This is a genomic window from Rhodoligotrophos defluvii (assembly GCF_005281615.1).
GTDB classification, from domain to species: domain Bacteria; phylum Pseudomonadota; class Alphaproteobacteria; order Rhizobiales; family Im1; genus Rhodoligotrophos; species Rhodoligotrophos defluvii.
Window position 1 is genome coordinate 99,322 of sequence record NZ_SZZM01000007.1, and the last position, 25,222, is coordinate 124,543.

Genomic DNA, 25,222 nt, shown 5'->3' on the forward strand with positions numbered 1-25,222 from the left:
ACGACTTGCGTTCGAGCAAGGCCCTGCTCAGCCGATGCTGCGGATGATGTGATTGTCCCAATGCCCGGCGGCCACGGGCAGCTCCCCGCCGGTAGATCCGCGCCATTGCCGTGCAATGCCGTGCAGGGACAGCGACCCGTCGCCGCTCGAGAGCAGGAAGCGATGCCGTCCCGCTGCAGCTATGCCGCAGCCGTCACTGATCTCAGCCGTATCCAGCAGGCGCCCGTCGGCCATGGACCAGAAGGTCATGATGCCGCCGCGCGGCGCAGAGATCCCCAGCACCGACCCGCTCTCGTCCAGCGCTGCCGAGCCGCAGTAATTGCTCATGCGGCGCAGCACCGGCTCGGATGCCTCGAGCAGCTGCGGCGCCTTGCCCCGCCAGATGAACACGAGCGGCGGCAAGTCGCTGCGCGGGCCTTCATACTGCATGGCCACCCCGATCTGCCCGGCGTCATTCACCGCCATATGGCGGATGGAAAGCTTGTGCAGTTCCCGCGGCAGCTTGACCTCGGATACGAGCTTGCCGGTGCGCGCATCCACCAGCACGAGCGAGGGGCTCATCTCCGGGATGTTCAGCTTGCGGCGGCCAAGATCGGGATGGGTGAGAATGCCGCCATTGGCGATGGCCAGTGTGTATCCGTCCGGCATCAGACGGATGTCGTGCGGGTCGATGCCGAAGGACGGGAACTCGCCGACCCGGCGGTAGCCGTCCCGTGCATCCCAGACGCCGATCACCCCGTCGCCGCTTTCATAGGCGTTTTCGGTCGTATAGAGCACGCGGCCCTTGCGGTCATAGATGCCGTGACCGAAGAAATGCCGGCCTTCGGGCGAAGAGAGGCTTGCCAGAACCCGCCCTGACCGGCGGTCGAACACCACTGCGAAGGTGCCGGGCCGCCGGGCGAAGATCACCGTGTCGGCGGCCACGGGCGAGAACGCGCCGCCATGGCCGCGCGCCGGCAGGCCGATGCGGGCACGCGTCTTGCCTTTGTCGTCGAACACCACCGCGAAGTGATCTTTGTCATCCCCGGTAAAGGCCGAGAGATAAAGCGGCGTCTGGGGCGCCTTGGCCAGAACCTCCGCCGCCCCGGCCAGCGGCAGGGCGGCAAGCCCGGCAAGAACGGCCCGCCGGTCGAGGGAAGACGCGCGGGCCATGCTCAATCTCCGTCCCGGGAATTGAAGCCAAGGGAAGCATCGAGGGCTGCGCCGAGTACCTCGACTGCATGATCGCGCACCCCGGCGAGGTGGAGCTTGAGGAAATCCGCCGCCTTCCATCCGGCCTCGCTCTCCAGGGGCTCGCCGAGCAGCTGGGGATGCCCGGCCACGAATTCCGCCGCATAGGTGAGGCCCTCTGCGGCCGCCTTGCGCAGGTCGGCCGCGGGGCCGCCGTTCGCTGTCTTGGCCTTTGGGTCGATGGCTGCCGCAAGCCCCGGCACCGCGCCCGCTTTCGGCCCCGAAAACAGGTCAGCCAGAGCGCGCAGATTGGTTTCGAGATTGCGCTCCGCCATGTGGCTGCGCCAGGTTTCGGCACTCTTCGGGCGCGCGCTCTCCGGCGACTTGCCCATGGGCGCGCCGAGTTTGAGGTCGCGCAGAACTTCGAGCTGCTCGACGAAGGCCCGGTAGAAGTCGGTCACGATGGCACGGGCTTGCGCATCGGTGAGACTTGCCGCGGGCGCCACATAGTCCCGCTGCCAAGCTTCCGCCGTGCCCTTGGCCATGGCGGCGAGATTGCGCGCGATGGCCAAGGCAAGATTGCAGGCTGGCGCGCTTTCCGGGGCGGTATCGGCGAGGCCCTCGGCGGCATCGCCATAGAGGACCCGCTCGAGCGCGGGGAAGCCTTGTATGGCGACGCTAGCCTGGGCGATGCGGTTGAGGTCGAAGCCGGCCAGCCCGCCGGGCCCTAGGAGTTTGCGCAGCTGCTTCTCGCCCTGGCCGTGCTTGTCCGGCCAGTATTCGATCCGGTAGTAGCGGTCGTCCTGCATCACAGGGCCGAAGCGAATGTGCTGGACGCGCTGCCAAGCCGTGAGGGCGGCGGTGAAGGCCTGGCGCACCGCCTCCAGCCGCCGCGGATTGGGCGCACCGCAGAGTTCGGCGGTGGCCGCCGCGAGCTTGGCGCTCTCAGCGGCAAAGCTGCGGTAGCCCGGCGCGGCGTGTTCCGCAACCAAGCCCTTGGCCAGCTCCACCATGCCGACGGGCTGCACCTCCATTTGCGGGGCGCGGGGTTCGGCCGTACCGTTCTCTGGCGTGGTGCTGTCGGCGGGCGCAGCCGGTGCCTGCGCTGTGTCGGGCGCCATCTGTGCCCGCAGCTGACCGGGCAACGCAACGGCCAGCGCTACCGCCGCAAGCCTTGCAAGTGCATTCAGGCGCTTGCTTCGATCCACCGCTGCCGCCACCGTCATATCCCTTCGCAGCTCAGAGGGCGTTCACGAAAGCCAGCAGGCTTGCACGCTCCTCCGGCGACAATGTGATCACCCTCTGTTTCGCCGTCTCGGCCTCACCGCCATGCCAGAGGATCGCCTCCAGCACGCTACGTGCCCGACCGTCATGCAGGAAAGTGCTATGGCCAGCAACGGTTTCGGTCAAGCCTATGCCCCAGAGAGGGGCCGTGCGCCACTGTCGTCCGTCCGCCGCCCTCTCGCGGAATCCGTCGGCGAGGCCGGGCCCCATGTCATGCAGCAGCAGGTCGGTGTAGGGCCAGATGGTCTGGCCGGCAAGCTCCGGCTGAATGTCAGGGCCGCTGCCGGTGACGAAGCTGGGCCTGTGGCAGGCAGCGCAGCCACTGCGGTAGAAAATCGCGCGCCCGGCAAGAAACTCAGGGCTTCCAGCGTTGCGCGCCTGCGGAACCGCCAGATTTCGGGAATAGAAGACCACCAGGTCGAACATGGAGTCCGCCACCTCGTTCGGGCCGCGCCGCGGCGTCGCCCCGTTCGGTGCGGTAAGACAGTCTTTCTGATGCGCGGTGCAGTCGCCCGCGTGGGCAGTCACGAGCCGCGTGGACAGCCCCATGTCGCCGGCAAAGGCGGCCGCCGCCTGATCGGCAATGGTGGCCTGGCCAGCCTTCCAGCCGAAGCGTCCCAGCATCACTCGGCCGTTGGCCGGGCTCCAGACCCGGTTGGGCTGGCCGACGATACCTTCTGCCTTGGCGGCCGGCATCTCCGGACCGGCCAGGATGTCCTCCTCGCGAATGGCTTCGAGCAGCCCGAGCCCGATCATCTGCGGGGCAACCCGCGGCGAGGTCATGAGGTCGGGGGAGGGCGGTCCATAGCGCGGCTCGCGGATCTCGTAGCGCGGCTTCCGCAAGGTTACGGTTTCGCCACCGGGTAGGGTGATGGGCGGCAGTTCCTGGTAAGTTATCGCCAGGCGTCCTTCGGGCTGATGTCCCTGGATGGCGAATTCCTGAAATTGCGCGCCATAGACCGGATCGGGGATGCTGCCGAGGCTCGCCCCCGCGAGCTTTGCGCGCTCCTCCTCGTTCCGCGGCGGCACGCCGAGCTTGAGCAGCATCGATACCGCACGGTCGTCCGCATTGCCGACGGCCGGGGGACGCCCGCGGCCATCCTTCAGATGGCAGTTCTGGCAGGCGCGGGCATTGTAGAGCGGCCCCAGCCCATCAGAAGCGGTGGTCGAAGAGGGCGCCGATACCCATTGCTTGCGGAAGACGCCGTTGCCGATCTTGAAATCGAACTCGCGCGCAAACGGCAGGTTGGCGGAGGAATGGGAAAAGGCGTTCCGGTCCGCCGGACTGAGCGATGTGGCAGCACCCCCTGGCAAGGCTTCCGATGGCCGGTACTCGGGAACGGCGCAGTCGGCCAGAAGCTCAGTCTTCGGCGAGGGGTCTGGGGACGGCAATCCGGCTGCGAAGGCGCAAACAGAGCATCCGCCGAGGACGCAGGCGAAAGCAAGCAGGCGTGATAAAGCGGAACGAAGCCCCTCACGGACCAGCATCGGTCCGTCTCCGCCCCGTGACCGAGTCGATCTCACTGCAGCACGGCCTCGGGATTGTCGAGACTCTCCGATCCTTCGAAACCGACGTCCTTGAGCCCGAGCGTCTCCACGGCGGCCTCGATCGAGCGGGTTTGGTTGAGCAGTGCGGTGATTGCGGCCTCGATGACAGCATTCCCCTGCGCATTGTCGGCCGCAAGCATCTGGTCATAGTGCTCGCCGCTCTTCGCCCGCTCCACGATGGCCTTCATCGCGGCAAGGGTGACGCTCAGCTTGGCTTTGAGATCCTCGTCCACTGCGGGGCTCTTCGCCGCGACGAGCTCGGAGAGGCTTGCGCCCTTCACCTCGCTGTCATCAATGCGCTTGTAGCGGCCGAGATAGACATTCTCGATCCCCAGCACGTCGTAATAGTGGCTGGCGGGCGTGTTGTCGGAGAAGCAGTCGTGCTCTTCCTCCGGGTCGTGCAGCAAGAGGCCCAGCTTCATGCGCTCGCCCGCGAGCTCGCCATAGGACAAGCTGCCCATGCCCACCAGCATAGCGCGCAAGCCGTCTTCCGGCGTGCCGTCCAGCACGGCTTTGCGCGCGTCCCCCTCCGGCTTCCAGGCGTCCGCCATGTCGCTTAAGTCTTTCACCAGCAAGTCGGTTGCCGCCTGGAGGTAGGCGGCGCGCCGGTCGCAATTGCCATTGGTGCAGTTCGCCATATCGAAATCGGTGGGCGGCCGGTCGCCCGCGCCGGGGCCGGTGCTGTTCCGGTCCTGGCCCCACAGCAGGAACTCGATCGCGTGATAACCGGTGGTCACATTGGTCTCGATATCGCCGGCTTCCTGCAGCTGCTCCAGCAGCTCCGGGGTGATGGTCGAGGCATCCACCGTCTCGCCACCCACGGTGATGGTCTTGTTCGCAATAATGTTGGCCGTATAGAGCGGGTTCTCGTCAGACTCGCTGCCATAGGTCGCCTGGTCGACATAGTCGATCAGCCCTTCGTCCAGCGGCCAGGCATTCACCTTGCCTTCCCACTCGTCCACGATCGGGTTGCCGAAGCGGAAGACCTCGGTCTGCTGGTAGGGCACACGCGCGGCAATCCATGCCTCGCGCGCCTTGTTCAGGTTTTCCTGGGTTGGCGTGGCGATGAACTGCTTCACCGTCTCGTTGAGGCTGCGGGCCGCATTGAGCGAGTCCTCGTAGGCTGCCTGTGCGATATCGGCGTAGTTGGTCAACACATCCTTGACCTCGACGGCGCCCGCCGATCCGGACATGAGCATGAGCGTGGCGAGCCCCGCGCCGGCCAATTTAACGAGATGCCTCATCGTGATTTCCCTCGGACTGGTTGCCGTTCCATCGCTTTCATATTGGGCCTGATCATGGCCGAATATTGAGGTGCTCCATCCCTCGAGGCCTCGTTTGCCGCGTTCGCGGAACCTCAACCCCGATCGGCCGGGGCAAAAGAAGGGAGCCTATCCGTACGCCCATAGGCGTCGTCGCGCCGACGCGCCGAGAAACGCGCCACCCCCGACCATGTGGCAGAGCTGGCCATAATTGTCCAACGGATTCAGGGTCTTGGAATTAGATTAGTTCTAATGTTGCTGCGACCTTGTGCCCGGGGCGTAGAATTCCCAACTTTTTATTGCAACATTAGCGGGGTCGCGATACAGGACTTGGCATCGGTTTCGTGATGCGTCGTCCGGCGCGCGGCCGGAGCGCACTCTTGGGGCTTCTGCATGTACGTCTGCTCGTGCAATGTCATCACCTCGCTTGAGATCAAGCGGGCTATCGCCGAGCTGCGCACGGCAGACCCGATGCGAGTCCTCACTCCTGGCCTCATCTATCGCGCCATCGGCTATCGGCCCAAATGCGGGTCGTGCCTGCCCCATGTCAGCAAGCTGATCGCTGCTGCCGACGAGCTCGGCGTCGAGCTCGTGCTGGAGGAAGATTATCCCTTGGCACGGACCGCCTGATGGGGCCGTCGGTCAGGGCCCCGGCCTAGGCGTGTCGCGGCCGTGCCGAAGGGCGCGCGCCGCCCAGGCTTGGCGATGGTTCTCGATCACCCACGGGCGCCTGCCGGCGGCGCGGCGGGCGGTCGCGACGGTGAGGCGGCCGTCGGCTTCCCTGTCGATGCGATGAGCGCCTTCCGCGAGCAGAACGCGCCGGTCGATGAAGACTTCCGCAGAGGGGCAATCCCGATTGTCGGCACGGAAGGGGACGATCACCACCCGAGCGTGTCGGCAGACCAGCCGCAAGGCATCAGGCTCGTTCACATAGGCCAGCGCGATCTCTCCGCGCAATAGGCCGGTGCAGTTGCGCTTCTCGCAGGCCAGGCCTTCACGCCGCGCGGCGTCACCGTGGCTTGCTTCGTCTCCATCCCGCGCCAGCCAGACCTTGGCGGCGAACCGGCCGCGCCGCCCATCGCTCAGGGCCAGCAGGCCCGCCTCGTTGCGCAAGGCGATGATCCGGCCCTCTCGCTCGACAAGGAGATCCGGCCTTGCCCCATGCGGGGCCAGGGCGAGGCCGGCAAGGATCGGCGCAAGTCCGGCAAATCGCAGGAGCGTTCGGGAGAGGCAGAGCCAGAGAATGCCAGCCAGGATCAGAAGAATGGCGCCGATCGGCTGCACGGGTATCATGCTGGCTGCTCCGGGAAGGGCCGCCACGGCGTTGGCGATGCGGATGAGCCCGTCGATCCCTATGCCGGCGACCACGAGGGGCGGGAACTCGAGGCCAACCGGCATCAGCAGCAAGGACACCAGCAGAAAGGGCATGACCAAAAGGCCCAGCACCGGTGCGCCCAGCAGGTTGGCGAGCAGGCTGTAGCCCGATACCCGCTGGAAATGGAACGCGGCGACCGGCGCCGTCGCCAGCCCGGCAGTGACCGTGGTGATCAGATCGATCATCACCATGGCGCCAAACAGGCGCAGACCGCGCCGGGTCCAGCCGGAGGGGGCGGCCATCGGCATCTGCAGCCGCTTTGCGCGATAGTGATTGACCGCCTCGAACATGGCGACAAGCGCGATCACCGCCAGGAACGACAGCTGAAAGCTGGCGGAGAGCACCGTCTCCGGCGAGATCAGCAGCACCACAATCGCCGCCAGCGCCACGTTGCGCATGGAAATGGCCGGGCGATCGAGCAGGACGGCCATCAGCATGATGACGATCATGATATAGGCCCGCTGGGCGGCGACCGCTTGGCCGGAGATCAGGAAATAGCCGGTCGCAGCGCCCAAGGCGGCCATTGCCGCGATTTTCTTGACGGGCCAGGCGACCGCCAGCGGGAGCAGGGCGAGCAGGGCCCGTACCAGCCCATAGGCGCAACCCGCGATCATGCTCATGTGCATGCCCGAGATGGAGATCATGTGGGCGAGGCCGGAGATCTGAAACGCCTCGGTCACCTGAGCGGGAATGCCGCTGCGGTCGCCATTGACCAGGGCCACCGCCAGGCCGCCGGTCGCGCCAGGCAGCACGGCGCGGATCCGGGTGCCGATCGTATCGCGCAGCCGCTCCACCGAGACGTACAGGCGCCGTACGAGACCTGGCTCGTAAGGCAGAACCTTGACCTCGCCCATGGCGAAGCCGGTCGCGCCGATACCCTGAAACCATAGGGACCGACCGAAATCATAACCGCCGGGCACCGCCGGGCCCGCCAGGGGGAACAGCCGCGCCTTCACCCTGATCCGTGCGCCTGCCTTGAGCGCGGCACCGGCCTTGCCGACCGCGAGGCGCACCCGCTGCAACGGCCGCCCGCCGGTCACGTCATCGTGGTCCAGGGTCTCGACCGTTTCCATGTCGAGCACCACCATGCGCCTGCGGCCCGGCTCGCCCTCCACATGCCTGACGGTGCCGGTCAGGGTTACCATGTGGCTTGCCCAGATCAGGCTCGGCGTGTCCACCAGCGCCGTTCGGAGGCTGCCGAGGGCAAATCCTGCACAGACCAGCGCCACGAGAAAGGTTACCGCGACGGCGCGCCGGCAGGAGATCGAGAGCGCCAGCAGGCCCATGGCGGCAACGGCCACCGCCAGCGTCTGGCGCCAATCGGGCTCGAACGGCAAGGCGAAATAGAGCGCGATTCCGGCAGCGAGAAACACCGGGCACCACAGCACCGCGGCGGCCGTCTCTTCCATGAGGGCATGGTTGAGCCAGCGCCAAACGGCGCCGGCCGCTTGCCGGCGCGCCTCCTGATCCCGCAGCCAGACCAGCTGCCCGGAAAGGGCAGCGCGCGAGCTGCGAAGCCCGCCGATGAAGTCCATCGCCATGGCGCCCCCGAGGCCTTGCGATCAGACAACCACCCGATCGGCACCGCGCGCCGTATCGGACTTTTGCAAGGCCTGGCGTCGCGTGCTATTGGGCGCGTTGCACCATGCTAGCGCCGCGCATTCCAGATGCACCAGCCGGATTCCATGTGATGTCCACAAGTGTCGTGACCCGATTTGCTCCTTCGCCCACCGGTTATCTCCATATCGGTGGCGCACGCACGGCTCTGTTCAACTGGCTCTATGCCCGCCACACCGGCGGCAAGATGCTGCTCAGGATCGAGGACACCGATCGGGAACGGTCCACCGCCCAGGCGATCGACGCCATATTCGAGGGACTGCGCTGGCTCGGCCTCAGCTGGGACGACGAGGTCGTGATGCAGTCGACCCGCATCGCCCGCCATCAGGAGATCGCCCATGCGCTGCTGGCGGCCGGCCGCGCCTATTACTGCTATGCCACGCCCGAAGAGCTCGCCGAGATGCGCGAGAAGGCTCGTGCCCAGGGCCGGCCGCCGCGTTATGACGGCCGTTGGCGCGATCGGGACCCGTCGGAGGCGCCGGCGGGCATCAAGCCGGTTGTGCGTCTGAAGGCGCCGCAGACCGGGGAGACCGTGGTCGAGGACCAGGTCCAGGGCCGGGTGGTGTTCCCCAACAGCGATCTCGATGATCTGGTGCTGCTACGCTCCGACGGCACGCCGACCTACATGCTGTCGGTGGTGGTCGACGACCATGACATGGGCGTCACCCACATCATCCGCGGCGATGACCACCTCACCAATGCGGCCCGCCAGACCCACATCTACCTTGGCATGGGCTGGGACGTGCCGGGCTTCGCGCATGTGCCGCTGATCCATGGACCCGACGGGGCCAAGCTGTCGAAGCGGCATGGGGCGCTGGGCGTCGAGGCCTATCGCGCCATGGGCTACTTGCCGGAGGCCATGCGAAATTATCTCGTGCGCTTGGGCTGGGCCCACGGCGATGACGAGATCATGTCGCTCGATCAGATGATCGCCTGGTTCGATCTGCCCGGTATCGGCCGCTCGCCCGCCCGTTTCGATTTCACCAAGCTGGAGAATCTCAACGGTCATTACATCAGGCACAAGGACGATGCCGCCCTGCTCGATGCGCTGATCGCGGTTCTGCCGGTGATCGAGGGCGGGCCGGCCATGCTGGCCAAGCTCGACGATGGCATGCGCGAAAGGCTCCTGGCAGCCATGCCGGGCCTCAAGGAGCGTGCCAAGACCCTGGTCGAGCTGGCCGGCAATGCCAGCTTCCTGTTCGCCGAACGCCCCCTCGCACTGGACGAGAAGGCCCAGGCGCTGCTGGATACGGAGGCCCGCCGGCTGCTCGGCCGGCTGATCCCCCGCCTGGAGCAGGTGGGCGCGTGGCAGCCGGGTCCGCTGGAGCAGATCGTGCGCCAGCTTGCCGACGAGGAAGGACTGAAACTCGGGAAGATCGCACAGCCTCTGCGGGCGGCGCTGACCGGCACCACCGTTTCGCCGGGCATCTTCGACGTTCTCTCCGTGCTCGGACGGGACGAGGCCCTGGCCAGGCTTGGAGACCAGGCCGTTCCTGCCTAAAATCTAGGCAGTTCCTCAACCTGCCGGTGCTTGCGATAGGCAGAGGATTCGGCTAGGCCAGGGCTGGATCTCGGAACAGCTGGGGGCGGTCGTAAGCGCGTGACGAATGCCACCGCTCTCGATCCGTCTGCTTTGACATCACAAAAAGGGCGAAGCCATGGACGAGCACGTCACAACCAAACCGGCGACCTTGACCATTGACGGTGCGACCCACGAGTTGCCGGTCATCCAGGGCACGGTGGGCCCGAGCGTGATCAATATCTCGAAGCTCTATTCGGACACGGGACACTTCACCTATGATCCGGGCTTCACCTCGACTGCGAGCTGTGAATCCAAGATCACCTATATCGACGGCGATGAAGGCGTGCTGCTCTATCGCGGCTATCCGATCGAAGAGCTGGCCGAGCACGGCGATTTCATCGAAACCTGCTATCTGCTGCTCTATGGCGAGCTGCCCAACGCCACCCAGCGCAAGGAATTCGAGACGGCAATCACTTATCACACGATGCTGCATGAGCAGATGAACCGGTTTTTCTCCGGTTTCCGTCGCGATGCGCATCCCATGGCGGTGATGGTCGGCGTGGTTGGCGCGCTCTCCGCCTTCTATCACGACTCGACCGACATCCATGATCCCTGGCAGCGCGAGATCGCCAGCCGCCGGATGATCGCCAAGATGCCGACCATTGCGGCCATGGCCTACAAATACTCGGTCGGCCAGCCCTTCATGTATCCGCGCAACGACCTCGATTACGCCTCGAACTTCCACTACATGTGCTTCGGCGTGCCCTGCGAGCCCTATAAGCAGAACAAGATCCTGGCACGGGCGATCGATCGCATCTTCATTCTGCACGCTGATCACGAGCAGAATGCATCGACCTCGACCGTGCGGCTCGCCGGCTCGTCGGGTGCCAATCCCTTCGCCTGCATCGCCGCCGGCATCGCCTGCCTGTGGGGGCCCGCGCATGGCGGCGCCAACGAGGCCGCGCTGAATATGCTCACGGAAATCGGGCACCCCGAGAACATTCCCAAGTTCATCGAGCGGGCGAAGGACAAGAACGATCCGTTCCGGCTGATGGGCTTCGGCCACCGGGTCTATAAGAATTACGACCCGCGCGCCAAGCTGATGCAGCGTACGACGCACGAGGTGCTGGAGGTTCTCGGCATCAAGGACGACCCGCTGTTCGAGGTGGCCAAGGAACTCGAGCAGATCGCGCTTCACGACGAATATTTCATCGAAAAGAAGCTCTATCCCAACATCGATTTCTATTCCGGCATCACGCTCAAGGCGCTGGGCTTCCCGACCTCCATGTTCACCGTGCTGTTCGCGGTGGCGCGCACCGTGGGCTGGATTGCCCAGTGGAAGGAGATGGTCGAGGATCCGAGCCAGAAGATCGGCCGGCCCCGCCAGCTTTACACGGGCGCGCCGAAGCGCGACTATGTACCCGCGAGCCAGCGGTCCTGAACCGCAAGGAGGGGCGTGGGCGTTGCCGGTTGAAGGCTTGAGGCGTTGACATGTCCGCACATCCCGGCACAGGCGGAACGGCGCTCATCGTCGTCGATATCCAGAACGACTTCTGCCCCGGTGGCGCTTTGGCGGTGCCGGGGGGTGATGAAGTGATCGCACCTGTCAACCGCCTGATCGCCGGCTTTGAGACGGTGGTGCTCACCCAGGACTGGCATCCCGCCGGCCATTCGAGCTTCGCGTCCCAGCATCCGGGCCGCGCGCCTTTTTCCTCGGTCGAGATGTTCTATGGGCCGCAGACCCTGTGGCCGGACCATTGCGTGCAGGGAACGCCGGGCGCCACGTTCCATCGCGATCTCATGCGTGACCAGGCGCGGCTGATCATCCGCAAGGGCATCCACCGGCATATCGACAGCTACTCGACCTTTTTCGAGAATGACCGCCGCACGCCGACCGGCCTTGCCGGCTTCCTGCGCGAGCACGGCGTCAAGCATGTGGTGCTGGCCGGCCTCGCACTGGACTACTGCGTGGCCTATTCGGCTCTGGATGCCGTCACTCACGGTTTCGAGGTGACCGTGGTGCCGGAAGCCTGCCGGGCGATCGACCTCGACGGCTCGCTGAAGGCTGCCGAGGTGAGCATGCGCGAGGCCGGCGTGCGCTTCGCCAGCCCCGATGACGTGCTTTCGACCATCCGTTAGCGCATCCTCGCCTGTGACCTGGCGGCCGAGACCGTCAGGTTTCAGTTCCTCACCAGCGCCTTGTGGGCGTCTGCGAACTCCCCCATGCTGTTGAAGCGGAAGGCATAACGGGGCATGGTGCCGGGATCACGGGTTGCGCCATAGCCCTGCTGCGTATGCCGCCTGTCGATCCAGCACGAGGTGAGGCCCAGCTCGTTGGCCGGGCGATGATCGTGATAGAGGCTTTGTGCCGTGTGCAGAATGTCGCCCCGGGTGATGCCGTAGGCGGTGAGCTTCTCCAGCATATATTCGAAATTGCGCAGGTTCGGCTTGTAGGACCCGATATCCTCCGCCGTGAAGATGGCATCGAACGCCACCTTCAGCCGCTTGTTGCTCTCGGCGAAGGAGGCATTGTCCACGTTGGACAGGATCACGAGCTTGTAGTGGTCCTTCAGGTAGAGCAAGGCCTCGGCAGAATCGGGGAAGGCCGGCCAGTCCTTGATCGACTGGCCGAAGGCCACGCATTCGTCCCAACTGACGGGCAGCGCCCATTCCTCCGAAAGCCGCTTGTAGACAACGGCCAGCAGCTCGGAATAGCGCTTGGTCGGGGTATAATGCTGCTGGGCGCCTTCGTGCCGGGCATAGGCCTCGAGGATCTCGTCACGGGTCAGAGGCCGCGAAAGCCGGGATGTGAGCGGGTTCAGAGCCTCGACCAGACCCGTTTCCCAATCGATCAACGTACCGTAGCAGTCGAAGGTGAGCACCTTGAAATCCGTGATCTGCATGATCTCCTCCGCATGGCTGCTCAGCCAATGTCTTAGCGGCGCAGGCGTTCCGAGGGAAGAGAAGGCGCGGATTCTGCATAAGCGCTGACCGATTTGGTCAACGGTCACAGCGTCACGCGGGCAAAGGCCCCGCCACTCGCGACCTGGCGGGCCAGGCGATCGAGCGCGGGCCGATGGTGGGCCATGTAGTGCCGGAGCCAGTAGGCATAAGCGCGGGGCGCGGCCGCAATTTCACGGGCCAGCTCATCGAGCGGGCGGAGCGCAACACGATCGGCTTCCGCAGGGTCCGGTGTGATCTTGCCGTTGGGCGCGCGGCCGCCGAAGATGTAGACGAACTCGTTCTCGATCATGCCCCTGTCGAGCTTCGCCTGATAGCGGGCGTGAAAGGCGAACGAGAGATCTGCAGCGATGTTCAGCTCTTCCACGAGCCGCCGCGCGGCCGCACGGTGCGTGGTCTCGCCCGGCCGCGGATGACCGCAGCAGGTGTTGGCCCAAAGCCCGGCCGAATGATATTTTCCCGCAGCACGCCGCTGCAGAAGCATTCGTCCCTCTCCGTCGAAGAGAAAGATCGAAAAGGCGCGATGCAGCAAGCCTTGGCGGTGGACCGGGTATTTCTCTGCGGTGCCGACGCGCCGATTTCGTTCGTCGATGAGGATCAGGGCCTCGCGGGCATCCGCCGGCATCAGCATGAGTGACTTCCCCTCCTGTGGCCATGCGGGTGGCGTCCCCGACACGACCTCGTTCATGCCCCCTGCGCCCTTCATAGCCTCTGCCCCGAGCGCTTGTCATGCGCTGGTGCAATAAACCGCGCGATATGGTGAAGCTGTCGCCGGCGATCGTCGGCGACAGCTGGAGTTCGCATGATAAGAGCTCAGAGATTCCGGTGCAGGAGATGGTACACCGTCAGGACCGCGACTGAGCCTAGTGTCGCCACCAGCAGGCTGTAGAGGTTCAGGCCCGTGATACCGGCGGCACCGAAGAAGCTGAACAGCAGCCCACCAATCACCGAGCCGATGATCCCGAGAGCGATATCGGTGAGCAGGCCGTGACCGGACCTATTCACGATCTTGCTGGCGATGAACCCGGCGATGAGTCCCAGAAGGATCCAACTAACAACCGACATGAAATCACCTCTTAGGTTTTGTGTCAGGACAATATAAACGTATTTCCGTATAGAATCCCTAAATCACTCATGGGAGTGATATTACCACTGATGCAAGAAATCCGGTGGAAATATAGATAAGAGGACGTTAAGATGGGACTTATTGACGACGCTCTGCCTGGTGGAAATCTCACCAAGCCGGTGCTGGTGGCGGTCGGTTCTTTGCTGCTCGGCAAAATGTTGATTGGCAGCAATCCGTTCAGCGGCCTGGACCCCAACGCTCCGGCGACGTCCAGCGCAGCAACGCCAGGCGCAACACCTGCCGCGAGCGGCGGGCAGGACAGCGGGTTGCTTGGCGGTCTGTCGGGTCTACTGAACAAGCTGGTCGATTCCGGCCACGGGGACACGGTGAATTCCTGGATAAGCAACGGCCCGAACAAGCCGATCGACCCGAACCACTTGGGCAAGGCGCTCGGCCCGCAAACCGTGAACAATCTGGCAAACCAGACGGGCATGCAGCCTCAGGATCTGCTCACCCAGCTCGCGCAGGCTCTGCCGGGGATCATCGACAAGCTCACGGCCAATGGACAGCTGCCGACCCAGCAACAGATCGCTCAGATCTTCCAGCAACAGCAGCAGCAGCAATAACAGGCTATCGATTGCCTGATCGGACCGCCGCCCGGGCCCTGAACGACCCGGGCGGCGAATTTCGCGTTGCCGCGCCGGCCCCGAGCGAAATTCCAGCCGCTATGCCAGTCCCCAACAAGCTCTAGGCAAGGTTGGGAAAAGGTTCTAATCATTGAGCTCGCCATGACGCGGCGAGCTTTTCATTTTCGACTATTTTAACCGAAAGGCCCGCGGCAGATCGACCCCAACTGCAGGGAATGCTGGAGCGGCAACCGGGTTTGGATTAATTCAAAACTAGCGACGGGCATGAAAGCCGCGTCGTCGGATGTGCAGGGAAGAAGTCGGATGCCAGCTTATCGTTCCAGAACAACCACCCATGGGCGCAACATGGCCGGCGCGCGGGGGCTCTGGCGCGCTACGGGCATGAAGGACGAGGATTTCGGCAAGCCGATCATCGCGGTGGTCAATTCGTTCACGCAATTCGTCCCGGGTCACGTGCACCTCAAGGACCTGGGGCAGCTGGTTGCCCGCGAGATCGAGAAGGCCGGCGGCGTTGCCAAAGAATTCAACACCATCGCCGTCGACGACGGCATCGCCATGGGCCACGACGGAATGCTCTATTCGCTGCCCTCGCGCGAGATCATCGCCGACAGCGTCGAGTACATGGTCAATGCCCATTGTGCCGACGCCATGGTGTGCATCTCCAATTGCGACAAGATCACGCCGGGCATGCTGATGGCGGCCCTGCGCCTCAATATTCCCGTCGTGTTCGTCTCGGGCGGGCCGATGGAGGCCGGCAAGGTGGTGCTGCAGGGCAAGGAAAAGGCGCTCGATCTGGTCGATGCGATGGTTGCCGCCGCCGATGACCGGGTGGGGGATGAAGAGGTGCAGGTCATCGAGCGCTCGGCCTGCCCGACCTGCGGGTCATGTTCGGGCATGTTCACGGCCAACTCCATGAACTGTCTGACCGAGGCGCTGGGCCTTGCCCTGCCGGGCAATGGATCGGTGCTGGCCACCCATGCCGACCGGAAGCGCCTGTTCGTGGAGGCGGGACATCTCATCGTCGATCTGGCCCGCCGCTATTACGAACAGGACGACCAGAGCGTTCTGCCGCGTGCGATCGCGTCCTTCGCGGCGTTCGAGAATGCCATGACCCTGGACATCGCCATGGGCGGCTCGACCAACACGGTGCTTCATCTCTTGGCCGCCGCCCACGAGGCGGAGGTCGACTTCACCATGAGCGACATCGACCGGCTGTCGCGGCGGGTGCCGGTGCTGTGCAAGGTGGCGCCGGCCAAGAGCGACGTGCATATGGAAGACGTGCACCGCGCCGGGGGCATCATGGGCATTCTCGGCGAGCTTGACAGGGCGGGGCTGCTGGATACCTCGGTCGGCACGGTTCATTCGGACGACCTTGGCGCGGCGCTGGAGCGCTGGGATATCAAGCGCACCAAGAGTGCCTCGGTGCATGACTTCTACCGGGCTGCACCGGGCGGGGTGCCGACACAGGTCGCCTTCTCGCAGTCGCGGCGCTATGACAGCCTGGATGAGGATCGCGAGAGGGGCGTCATCCGGGCGGCGGAGCACGCTTTCTCCCGGGATGGCGGCCTTGCGGTGCTCTATGGCAATCTCGCCGAGGACGGGTGCATCGTGAAGACCGCCGGCGTGGACGAGAGCATCCTGCGCTTCAAGGGCCCCGCGCGGATCTTCGAGAGCCAGGATGCGGCGGTGAGCGCCATTCTAACCAACAAGATCAAGGCAGGCGACGTGGTGGTGATCCGGTATGAGGGGCCGCGCGGCGGTCCGGGCATGCAGGAGATGCTCTACCCCACGAGCTATCTCAAGTCGAAGGGCTTGGGCGCGGCCTGCGCCCTGGTGACCGACGGCCGGTTCTCGGGCGGCACGTCCGGGCTGTCGATCGGCCATGTTTCTCCGGAAGCGGCTGACGGCGGCACCATCGGCCTGGTGGAGGAGGGCGATCTCATCGAGATCGACATCCCCGGCCGCCGCATCCATCTCGCCGTCGACGATGACGAGTTGGCCGCGCGCCGTGCCGCCATGACAGCACGGGGCGAGGCTGCCTGGAAGCCGGCGGCCAAGCGCAGCCGGAAGATCACCACGGCGCTGCGCGCCTATGCCGCCTTCGCGACCAGTGCGGCCAAGGGCGCGGTCCGCCACGTGCCGTTCTAGTCGGTTTAGTCGGGATCGCCTCGAATGGGTGTTCCCATGTATGTCTGTAGGAATAGCGGTTGGCAGGGGGAATAGCGTGCGCGTGCTGGTGGTAGAGGACGAGGCTATGGTCGCGATGCTGATCGAAGACATGCTCCTCGAGGCCGGCTGTGACAATATCGAGGTCTGCAATCGCCTCGGGCAAGCGATCCGTCTTCTCGAGGGCGCCGACTTTGATCTGGTCATTCTCGACCTCAATCTAGAGGGCGAACTCACCTATCCGGTCGCCGATATCCTCATGGAGCGCGGGACCCCGTTCGTCTTTGCGACGGGCTATGGTACCTCGATGCTCGAGGGCCGCTATGCAGCGATTCCCACCTTGCAGAAGCCGTTCAGACCGGAGGACGTGGAGCGCATCCTGAACGATCTGTGCGGCGGTATTGGGGCCCGCAGCACGACATCCTGAGATTGCTGCACCGACGCGCTCGCATCCTGCGCCTTTTCCCCTCCGCGGCAAACCTGCATCAAGAGGTCGCTCCATGTCACGTCCGGTCATCATCTGTTGCGCCGTCACCGGCAGCGGCGATACGGTCTCGAAAAATCCGGCAGTTCCGGTTACGCCCGCGCAGATCGCCCGCTCAGCACTGGACGCCGCGGCGGCGGGGGCGGCGATCGTCCACATCCATGTGCGGGACCCTGAGACCACCAAGGCGAGCCTCGATCTCGATCTTTATCGCGAGACGGTCGGCCTGATCCGGGCCGAGAACAAGGATGTGGTCATCAACCTCACCACGGGCACCGGCGCCCGCTTCGTTCCGGGGGCGGATGATCCGCGGCAGCCGGGGCCAGGCACCAGCCTTGCCTCGCCCGAGCTGCGCACCCGCCACATCAAGGTCCTGAAGCCCGACATCTGCAGCCTCGACATGGGCACCATGAACATGGGCGACACCGTGTTCATGAACACGCCCGGGCATCTCGCCGAGATGGCGAAAGTCATCGCCGAGGCGCAGGTCGTGCCGGAGCTGGAAGTGTTCGAGGCAGGACATGTGCGCCTCGCCACTGCCATGATCGAGCGTGGCCAGCTGGTTCCGCCGCACCTCTTCCAGATCTGCCTCGGGGTGCCATGGGGGCAACCGGCGACCACCGAGGCCATGGCCTATATGAAGCATATGCTGCCCGCCGGGGCGCAGTGGTTTGCCTTCGGCATCGGGCTGCATCAGTTCCCGATGGTGGCCCAGTCGGTGGTGCTGGGCGGCCATGTGCGCGTGGGGCTCGAGGACAATCTCTATCTTGGCCGCGGACAGCTTGCGCCGAGCAACGCGGCGCTGGTGGAGCGGGCGGTGAGGATCGTGGAGGCGATTGGGCATCCGATCGCCACGCCCGCCCAGGCCCGGGAGATCATCGGGCTTTAGAGGACAACCGGTCGGGTGAGGAGGGCCGACGCGCGCCCACGCCGGCCCTCCTCACATCAGCCGAGATGGACCCAGACCGATTTCGTCTGGGTGTGGTGCAGCATGGTCTCGAAGCATTTGTCGCGGCCGTTGCCCGACTGCTTGAACCCGCCCCATGGCTGGGTCATGTCGCCGTGGTCGAAGCAGTTAACCCACACCACGCCCGCATCGATGTCGCGCGCGGCCTTGTGGGCGGTGGACAGATCCTTGGTCCAGATGCTGGCGGCCAGCCCATAGATGCTGTCGTTGGCAATCTCGATCGCCTCGTCGATGCTGCGGATCGGCATGACCGCTGCGACCGGCCCGAAGATCTCCTCCCGGGCGATGGTCATCTGGTTCTTCACGCCAGTGAACAGGGTAGGGGCCACATAGGCGCCCTTTTCCAGGCTCTGGGGCACGCCACCGCCGAATTCGAGCTTGGCGCCTTCCTGCTTGCCCTTCTCGATATAGCCCAGCACGCGCTGCTGCTGCTCGCGGGTGACCAGCGGACCCATGGTGGTGGAGGGGTCGAGCGGGTCGCCGGGCTGGAACGCCGTCTTGCTCTTCTCGACGAAGCGCTGGACGAACTCGTCATAGAGCTTGTGGTCGACCAGCAGACGCGAGCCCGCGTTGCACACCTCGCCCTGATTTCCATAGATGCCGTTGACGGCATAAGTCACCGCACGGTCGAGATCCGGCGTATCCGCCATGATGATCTGCGGGGTCTTGCCGCCGCATTCGGTTGTGACGCGCTTCATGTTCGATTGGCCGGCATAGACCAGCATAAGCTTGCCGACCTCGACCGAGCCGGTGAACGCGATCTTGTCCACATCCATGTGCAGGGCGAGGGCCTTGCCGGCCTCGTGCCCCAGCCCCTGGACCACGTTGAACACGCCGGCCGGCCCGCCCGCTTCCATGAACAGCTTGGCCATCAGCGAAGCGCTGTGAGGTGATTGCTCCGCGGGCTTCAGCACCACGGTGTTGCCGGCGGCAAGCGCCGGCGCCACCTTCCAGGCGGCCATCAGCAGCGGGTAGTTCCACGGTGTGACGCAGCCGACGACGCCAAGCGGCTGGCGCAGAATGTATTGAAACTCGCTGGCGGCCGTGTTGGTCACCTGCCCATCGATCTTGTCGATGGTCTCTGCGAAGTACTGGAAGGTGAGGGCTGCGCTGGGCACGTCGACATTGAGCATGTCCATGATCGGCTTGCCCATGTCGAGGGTGTCGAGCAGGGCGAATTCCATGGCGTGCTCATTGATGAGCTGGGCATAACGGTAAAGCACGCCCATGCGGTCGCGCGGGGCCATGCGCGACCATACTCCGCTCTTGAAGGCCTTGCGGGCGCTGGCAACCGCCGCATCCACGTCCGCGCCGTCGCTGCGGGTCACGGCTGCCACCACCTCGCCGGTTGCGGGATTGACCTTCTCGAAGGTCTTGCCGCTCTTGGCCGCGACGAACTCGCCGTTGATGAAATTACGCCCCTCGAAGTTGATCTTGCCCGCGTGCGCGGCCCAGGCCGCGCGGTCGAGCTTCTTCACATCTTCCATCAGCATCGCTCGTGTTCCTCCGCCTCCTATCCCGGCCATTGCCGTGGAGTCCTGCGGTATCTTGGCGAAGGGTTTCGGGCCTGTCCAGATCGCGCTCGGTGGTTTTGAACAAACGTTCAACGGCGATCGACGGTGGCGGGTGCACCTGTAAGGGGTTTTCAGGTAGGATCGCCGCGCTTGGCAGGGGAACCACACGAGGCGGCAGCAGTTCAAACCGATGATGGCAGTATCCGCAGCAGACCACAGTGTTTTCGACGAATCCGGATCGATCGGGCTCCGGCGCGAGCCGGATTGGGCCTTGTTCCTCGATCTGGACGGCACCCTGTTCGAGCTGGCCCCCCGGCCGGAAGACGTGAAGGGCGACCCGGCGCTATGCGGGATGCTGACCGATCTCGCCGCATCGTTCGATGGCGCGCTGGCTGTCGTCAGCGGGCGCACGCTCGAGAGCATCGATACCTTGCTCGCGCCGTGTCGACTGCCTGCTGCTGGACTGCACGGGCTCGAGCGGCGCAATGTGCAGGGCGATCTCGAGGAGCTGCCGGTCGACTATGACGCGTTGGCTGCCGTGAAGGACGAGTTGCGCCGTTTCGCCGAGCGCCATCCCGGGGTGCTGCTGGAAGACAAGGGCAAGGCCATCGGCATGCATTACCGCCTGGTGCCGCATCTCGGCCTCGAAGTGCTGGATGCCGTGACCAGGGTGGTCGCACCGTTCACGTCATCGCTCGGGCTGCAGCCGGGCAAGATGGTGGTGGAGATCAAGCCGCGCGGTGCAAGCAAGGGCACCGCGATTTCCTGCTTCTTGGCCGAGCCGCCGTTCAAGGGCCGGCGGCCGCTGGTTGCGGGCGATGACATCACCGACGAAGATGCTTTCGCTCTGGCGCGCAGCTTTGGCGGTATTGCGCTGCGGGTCGGCGACCCGCAGCGGACACTGGCGGATGAACGCGTGCCCAGCGTCGCGGCATTCCGGGCGTGGCTTGCAAGCCTTATCGTTCCGCAGCCCGAGGGCAGAGCCCCAGCGCCTCCGGCAGCATCTGCCCAGGCAGCGTCTGCCCAGGCAGCGTCTGGTAAGGCAGTATCTGCCGAGGCTGCGTCTGCGCCGGCGGCGCGTCAGGGGGCGATCGCGATGGCGCCTGATGCGGCGGGCACGAAGGGCGGCACGGCCGGCTCCTGAGAGCGGCTGACCAGGGCGCGGGTGAAGTTCGCCCGCCACGTGTCGAGATCATTCTGCTTCAGCTTGTCCATCAGCGCCCGATGGCGCGCGATCCGCTCGCTGAGGCTCATATCGAGCGCCTGGCGAATGGCGCAGGACGTCGCTGCAGGATCATGGGGATTGACCAGCAGAGCCGCATCAAGCTCCTTGGCCGCACCGGCCATGGACGACAGCACCAGCACGCCTGGGTCGCGGGGATCCTGGCAGGCGACATATTCCTTGGCAACGAGGTTCATGCCGTCACGCAGCGGCGTCACCAGGCCCACATTGGCGGCACGGTAGAAGCCGAACAGGGTCGACTGGGCGAAGGACTTGCGCAGGTATTTGATCGGCACGCCATCGAGGCCGGCATATTGTCCGTTGAGGCGCCCGATCGCCTCTTCGACCGCCTTCTGCAGCCGACGATAGGCGGGAATCTGGTCGCGGGTGGGGGGCGCGATCTGGAGGAAGCTCACATCGTTGAGCCGCTCGGGGAAGCGCTTGAGGAAGTGGTCAATGGCCGCGATACGCTGCAGAATGCCCTTGGTGTAATCCAACCGGTCGACGCTGATCACCAGGGCGCGCCCGTCCAGGCTTTTGAGCAGGCTCTGGGTCTGGAGCATTCCGGCGGCCCGGGCTGCGTCGGCGGCAATCTTGCGCGCATCGATGCTGATGGGAAAGGCGGTGACCCGCAGCCGCGTTTTCCCGGCGCGCGATTCCTCGCCCATGAAATTGAGCTGCAAAACCCGGCGCAGGAATTCGCGCATGCACTGGGCATCATCATCGGTTTGGGTGCCGATCAGATCATAAGCCGCCAAGGCCTCCGCAATGTCGCTGTGCACGGGAAGGGCCGATATGATCTGCCAGGGCGGGAAGGGCGTGTGCAGGAAGAAACCGATGCGGTGGTGAGCGCCCATGGCCCGCAGATGGCTGCCGAGGGGGAACAGCTGGTAATCGTGGACCCAGATCACGTCATCGGGCCGCAACAGCCGCATCAGCTCCACGGCGAAGCGCTCGTTCACCCGCTGATATGCCTCGTAATCGGCCTGATGGAAATCCATGAGATCGGTGCGATAATGCAGGAGCGGCCACAATGCACCGTTGGAGAAGCCTGTATAGAACCTTTGAAACTCGTTGCGCTGGAGGTCGACGGTGGCGCGGATGATCGGCCCGTGCACCTCGCGCCGCGGCGGGCCGGGCTCGCCGTCGACTGTGTCGCCGCTCCAGCCGAACCAGATGCCGCCCTGATCCTCCAATGCCGATTTGAGCGCTGTCGCTAGTCCTCCGGTATTCGCCTCATTCTGACCAAATCGTGCAACGCGGTTGGAGACGACAATGAGACGAGGCATCTGCTTTGTTCCGTTATTCTCGTGTAGTGGGCGGAGAGCTGACGCGTAAACGGCTTTTCGATCAGAAAGTTCCATACTCCTTAGCAAACATTTACCGGGACCACTCTTCTTTTGCGATGCAGCATAAATAATCCGTAACCTAGACGCAAGACCCCCGCTGGCCGCCGAGACGCCTCGTTTTGGACTTGGTTTGGCCACCGACCATCTTTGGGGGAATCATGGGGACTGCGCAAACACTAAAAAGTTGTATTACGGGGATATTCACCGTATAAAGGTTGTGGTTGCGCCGTCTCAACGGTGCAGCGGCCTGGATCTGGTCCATTGCCGCCAAGCATCTCCGCCCCTCCCGGCTCCGCCGATGGTGCGGAGAGGGGTCGGGTGCCGCGCTTCTCTCTCCCCACTGGCGTCTGATTGTACTTGCAGCGCCCCTCGAACCGGCACCCGACCCCGTTCACGGGATTTCCACAAGAACCACCCATCCCATGGGAGCTGCTCCGGCGAAGGGACTTGTCAACAGAACAAAAATGAAACAAAATGCGTACACTTGCGGGGTGCACGCGGTTCCGTTGCGCGGCACAGACGCATGTGAAATAAGGAGCGCCAGATGTCGAGACCAGAATTACGGGTGATCGAGAGCGGGGCGATGGACAAGCAAAAGGCGCTCGAAGCGGCCCTCGGACAGATCGAGCGGCATTTCGGCAAGGGCTCCGTCATGAAGCTCGGGCAGGGCGACAAGGCGGTGGAGACCGAAGCCGTCTCGACCGGCTCGCTGGGGCTCGACATCGCGCTCGGCATCGGCGGCCTGCCGCGGGGCCGGGTGATCGAGATCTTCGGACCGGAATCGTCGGGCAAGACCACGCTCGCGCTTCACACGGTCGCCGAGGCGCAGAAGCGCGGCGGCATTTGTGCGTTCATCGACGCCGAGCATGCGCTTGATCCGGTCTATGCGCGCAAGCTGGGGGTCAATCTCGACGAGTTGCTGATTTCGCAGCCGGATACGGGCGAGCAGGCGCTGGAGATCGCCGATACGCTGGTGCGCTCGGGCGCCATCGAGGTCCTGGTCATCGATTCGGTCGCCGCGCTCACGCCCAAGGCCGAGCTCGACGGCGAAATGGGCGAAAGCCTGCCCGGTCTGCAGGCACGTCTGATGAGTCAGGCGCTGCGCAAGCTCACGGGCTCGATTTCCAAGTCCAATTGCATGGTGATCTTCATCAATCAGATTCGGATGAAGATCGGCGTCATGTTCGGCAATCCCGAGACCACCACGGGCGGCAACGCGCTCAAGTTCTACGCCTCGGTGCGTCTGGATATCCGCCGGATCGGCGCGATCAAAGACCGGGACAGCGTGGTGGGGAACCAGACTCGGGTAAAGGTGGTCAAGAACAAGGTGGCGCCGCCGTTCAAGCAGGTGGAGTTCGACATCATGTATGGCGAGGGCATTTCCAAGACGGGCGAATTGCTCGATCTCGGTGTCACCGCCGGCATCATCGAGAAGTCCGGCTCCTGGTTCTCCTATAATTCGGAGCGAATCGGGCAGGGGCGGGAGAACGCCAAGAGTTTTCTAAAGGCCAACCCGGACATTGCGGCGCAGATCGAGCAGGCAATCCGGAGCAATGCGGGGCTGGTGGCGAGCTCGCTCTTGCGGGGCGAGGAGAGCGACGCGGTCGATCTCGATTGAGCAGCCCGCCCGGGCTTGGGGCTGTTGCCGATCACGCCGGTCCAAGCGGCGGGATGATGCTCGTGAGGTCGGGTGCTGCCGTGCGGGCGCCCCCGATCGTGGTTGTGTTTCGGTCGTTGGTTGCTCATGTCACGACCGCCGGTCTTTTCGGGCCGACCGGCGTCGGGCGGATGCTGATCGGCTCCGGACGGTTCGGCTCGATCTCTTGCGACATGCCGATGGTTGACCCGCCCGCCCCTTATTGCGGATCTCCCTGTGCTGGGGCCGCCAGACCGTGGGCGGGATTGGGCAGCTTTCAAGGCTTCGAGCCTGCAAATTTACGCCGCCTTAACCTTGCCGAACATATATAGAACGCGTATAAGGGTTTCGTCTTTGTTCTCTTTCGAGTCGGCGGCCGTTTTCAAATCGTTCGCCGCTCGCCAGCCGGGATTGGCCTGATATGCTGACGCGCAAGCAACACGAGCTTCTGATGTTCATTCACGAGCGCCTCAAGGAAGCTGGTGTGCCGCCTTCGTTCGAGGAGATGAAGGAGGCGCTGGACCTGCGGTCCAAATCCGGCATTCACCGCCTGATCACCGCTCTGGAAGAGCGGGGCTTCATTCGCCGTTTGCCGCACCGGGCACGGGCGCTCGAAGTTGTCCGGCTGCCTGATAGCCATGCGGGCAGCCTGGGTTCGTCTGCACCCAAGCGCTTCAGCCCCAATGTGATCGAAGGATCTCTGGGGAAGGTGCGCCCCACGGCGGGCGGCGACAAGGACTCGCTGACCCCGGCCATCGTTCCGGTCATGGGGCGCATCGCGGCCGGCGTGCCGGTCGATGCGATTCAGGATCATACCCACAACATCGCCGTGCCGCCCGATCTCTTGGGAAGCGGCGAGCATTTCGCCTTAGAAGTCAGAGGCGATTCCATGGTCGATGCGGGTATACTGGAGGGTGACACGGTTCTTATCCGGCGCGCCGATCACGCCAATAACGGCGAGATCGTGGTTGCTCTGGTGGACCGGGAGGAGGCGACCCTCAAGCGGCTTCGGCGCAAGGGCGATTCCATCGCTCTGGAAGCCGCGAACCCGGCCTATGAGACCCGCATTTTCGGCCCCGACCGGGTGCGTATCCAGGGCAAGCTCGTCGCGCTGATCCGGCGGTATTAGGGCTGGGGATTGCCGCATTATGAGCTTTGGGGCGTGCGATGCCTTGTGCTCAAGGGAGGTAGCGAGATACCGCTGGCTTTCCGTCATGGCCTCTGTGTGGACTGCCGCGCGCGGCAGTGACGCAAGTTGCTGGTGTCGTTGGAAAAAAGGTCATGGCTTGGCTCCGCTGGGCCGTCAGGGCCAAAGCAGACACTGATGCGGGCTGCCGAGCAGCCTTCACAGTCCGCCCGTCGTATTCAACTCCCCGAGCGCAATCGAGAGGTGTGAGTCCGGCTCCATTAGGGAAGGGGCGCGGGGCCATCC

21 protein-coding genes are annotated in these 25,222 nt (G+C 64.5%); 11 read left to right on the forward strand and 10 right to left on the reverse strand.

Annotated features, from left to right (window positions below; all coding sequences use genetic code 11):
* Positions 1–27: 27 nt before the first annotated feature.
* The 4 genes from E4P09_RS23040 to E4P09_RS23055 all read right to left on the reverse strand — a co-directional run bounded on the left by E4P09_RS23040 (position 28) and on the right by E4P09_RS23055 (position 5,246).
* Complete coding sequence (locus tag E4P09_RS23040) at positions 28–1,152, reverse strand: DUF1513 domain-containing protein (RefSeq protein WP_170984597.1); 1,125 nt, start codon at positions 1,150–1,152, stop codon at positions 28–30.
* Between the two features lie 2 nt (positions 1,153–1,154).
* The gene (locus E4P09_RS23045) at positions 1,155–2,390 is read right to left on the reverse strand and encodes an imelysin family protein (protein ID WP_170984598.1); all 1,236 of its coding nucleotides are present in this window, start codon (positions 2,388–2,390) and stop codon (positions 1,155–1,157) included.
* Between the two features lie 19 nt (positions 2,391–2,409).
* Positions 2,410–3,846: a di-heme oxidoreductase family protein gene (locus E4P09_RS23050; RefSeq protein ID WP_205042265.1), complete on the reverse strand. Its 1,437-nt coding sequence runs from the start codon at positions 3,844–3,846 to the stop codon at positions 2,410–2,412.
* A gap of 128 nt (positions 3,847–3,974) precedes the next feature.
* On the reverse strand, positions 3,975–5,246 hold the full coding sequence (locus E4P09_RS23055; RefSeq protein ID WP_137392008.1) for an imelysin family protein: 1,272 nt from the start codon (positions 5,244–5,246) through the stop codon (positions 3,975–3,977).
* A 411-nt stretch (positions 5,247–5,657) separates the two neighbouring features.
* Between E4P09_RS23055 and E4P09_RS23060 the strand changes: the two genes are divergently transcribed.
* Entirely contained in the window at positions 5,658–5,894 is a 237-nt protein-coding gene (locus E4P09_RS23060) for a (2Fe-2S)-binding protein (RefSeq protein ID WP_137392009.1), read from the forward strand.
* 12 nt (positions 5,895–5,906) lie between these two features.
* On the opposite strand, the gene E4P09_RS23065 is transcribed toward E4P09_RS23060, so the two are convergent.
* The gene (locus E4P09_RS23065) at positions 5,907–8,180 is read right to left on the reverse strand and encodes a ComEC/Rec2 family competence protein (RefSeq protein WP_137392010.1); all 2,274 of its coding nucleotides are present in this window, start codon (positions 8,178–8,180) and stop codon (positions 5,907–5,909) included.
* A 149-nt stretch (positions 8,181–8,329) separates the two neighbouring features.
* On the opposite strand from E4P09_RS23065, the gene gltX reads away from it, so the two are divergent.
* The 3 genes from gltX (at position 8,330) to pncA (ending at position 11,917) form a co-directional block, all read left to right on the forward strand.
* Positions 8,330–9,757, forward strand: a complete 1,428-nt coding sequence (gene gltX, locus E4P09_RS23070) for a glutamate--tRNA ligase (protein ID WP_137392011.1) — start codon at positions 8,330–8,332, stop codon at positions 9,755–9,757.
* A 157-nt stretch (positions 9,758–9,914) separates the two neighbouring features.
* On the forward strand, positions 9,915–11,219 hold the full coding sequence (gltA, locus tag E4P09_RS23075) for a citrate synthase (RefSeq protein WP_137392012.1): 1,305 nt from the start codon (positions 9,915–9,917) through the stop codon (positions 11,217–11,219).
* A gap of 50 nt (positions 11,220–11,269) precedes the next feature.
* Positions 11,270–11,917: a bifunctional nicotinamidase/pyrazinamidase gene (gene pncA, locus E4P09_RS23080; RefSeq protein ID WP_137392013.1), complete on the forward strand. Its 648-nt coding sequence runs from the start codon at positions 11,270–11,272 to the stop codon at positions 11,915–11,917.
* Between the two features lie 41 nt (positions 11,918–11,958).
* Here the strand turns inward: pncA and E4P09_RS23085 are convergent, their stop codons facing one another.
* From E4P09_RS23085 to E4P09_RS23095, 3 genes are all read right to left on the reverse strand, one after another.
* Positions 11,959–12,681 carry a haloacid dehalogenase type II gene (locus E4P09_RS23085; RefSeq protein ID WP_137392014.1) on the reverse strand — a complete coding sequence of 241 codons (723 nt, stop codon included), beginning with the start codon at positions 12,679–12,681 and terminating at the stop codon, positions 11,959–11,961.
* A gap of 104 nt (positions 12,682–12,785) precedes the next feature.
* A complete protein-coding gene (gene idi, locus E4P09_RS23090; RefSeq protein WP_170984599.1) occupies positions 12,786–13,370 on the reverse strand; it encodes an isopentenyl-diphosphate Delta-isomerase in 585 nt (194 codons plus the stop codon).
* Between the two features lie 182 nt (positions 13,371–13,552).
* Positions 13,553–13,804: a GlsB/YeaQ/YmgE family stress response membrane protein gene (locus E4P09_RS23095; protein ID WP_137392015.1), complete on the reverse strand. Its 252-nt coding sequence runs from the start codon at positions 13,802–13,804 to the stop codon at positions 13,553–13,555.
* Between the two features lie 180 nt (positions 13,805–13,984).
* Here E4P09_RS23095 and E4P09_RS23100 point away from each other — a divergent pair, with 180 nt between their 5' ends.
* The 4 genes from E4P09_RS23100 to E4P09_RS23115 all read left to right on the forward strand — a co-directional run bounded on the left by E4P09_RS23100 (position 13,985) and on the right by E4P09_RS23115 (position 17,991).
* Entirely contained in the window at positions 13,985–14,431 is a 447-nt protein-coding gene (locus tag E4P09_RS23100; RefSeq protein ID WP_338049022.1) for a YidB family protein, read from the forward strand.
* A gap of 324 nt (positions 14,432–14,755) precedes the next feature.
* Positions 14,756–16,600, forward strand: a complete 1,845-nt coding sequence (gene ilvD, locus E4P09_RS23105) for a dihydroxy-acid dehydratase (protein ID WP_137392017.1) — start codon at positions 14,756–14,758, stop codon at positions 16,598–16,600.
* Positions 16,601–16,676: 76 nt separating this feature from the next.
* Positions 16,677–17,045, forward strand: coding sequence for a response regulator (locus E4P09_RS23110; RefSeq protein WP_239025330.1), 369 nt, complete (start codon positions 16,677–16,679; stop codon positions 17,043–17,045).
* 73 nt (positions 17,046–17,118) lie between these two features.
* Positions 17,119–17,991, forward strand: a complete 873-nt coding sequence (locus E4P09_RS23115) for a beta-keto acid cleavage family enzyme (RefSeq protein WP_137392019.1) — start codon at positions 17,119–17,121, stop codon at positions 17,989–17,991.
* A 56-nt stretch (positions 17,992–18,047) separates the two neighbouring features.
* Here the strand turns inward: E4P09_RS23115 and E4P09_RS23120 are convergent, their stop codons facing one another.
* Positions 18,048–19,562, reverse strand: coding sequence for an aldehyde dehydrogenase (locus tag E4P09_RS23120; protein ID WP_205042266.1), 1,515 nt, complete (start codon positions 19,560–19,562; stop codon positions 18,048–18,050).
* Between the two features lie 211 nt (positions 19,563–19,773).
* Here E4P09_RS23120 and otsB point away from each other — a divergent pair, with 211 nt between their 5' ends.
* Positions 19,774–20,727, forward strand: a complete 954-nt coding sequence (gene otsB, locus E4P09_RS23125; protein WP_137392020.1) for a trehalose-phosphatase — start codon at positions 19,774–19,776, stop codon at positions 20,725–20,727.
* Here the strand turns inward: otsB and E4P09_RS23130 are convergent.
* Positions 20,664–22,094, reverse strand: a complete 1,431-nt coding sequence (locus tag E4P09_RS23130) for an alpha,alpha-trehalose-phosphate synthase (UDP-forming) (protein WP_137392021.1) — start codon at positions 22,092–22,094, stop codon at positions 20,664–20,666. The genes otsB and E4P09_RS23130 overlap by 64 nt on opposite strands.
* A gap of 604 nt (positions 22,095–22,698) precedes the next feature.
* Here E4P09_RS23130 and recA point away from each other — a divergent pair.
* Positions 22,699–23,772: a recombinase RecA gene (gene recA / locus E4P09_RS23135; protein WP_137392022.1), complete on the forward strand. Its 1,074-nt coding sequence runs from the start codon at positions 22,699–22,701 to the stop codon at positions 23,770–23,772.
* Positions 23,773–24,211: 439 nt separating this feature from the next.
* The gene (gene lexA / locus E4P09_RS23140; protein WP_137392023.1) at positions 24,212–24,919 is read left to right on the forward strand and encodes a transcriptional repressor LexA; all 708 of its coding nucleotides are present in this window, start codon (positions 24,212–24,214) and stop codon (positions 24,917–24,919) included.
* Positions 24,920–25,222 lie beyond the last annotated feature (303 nt).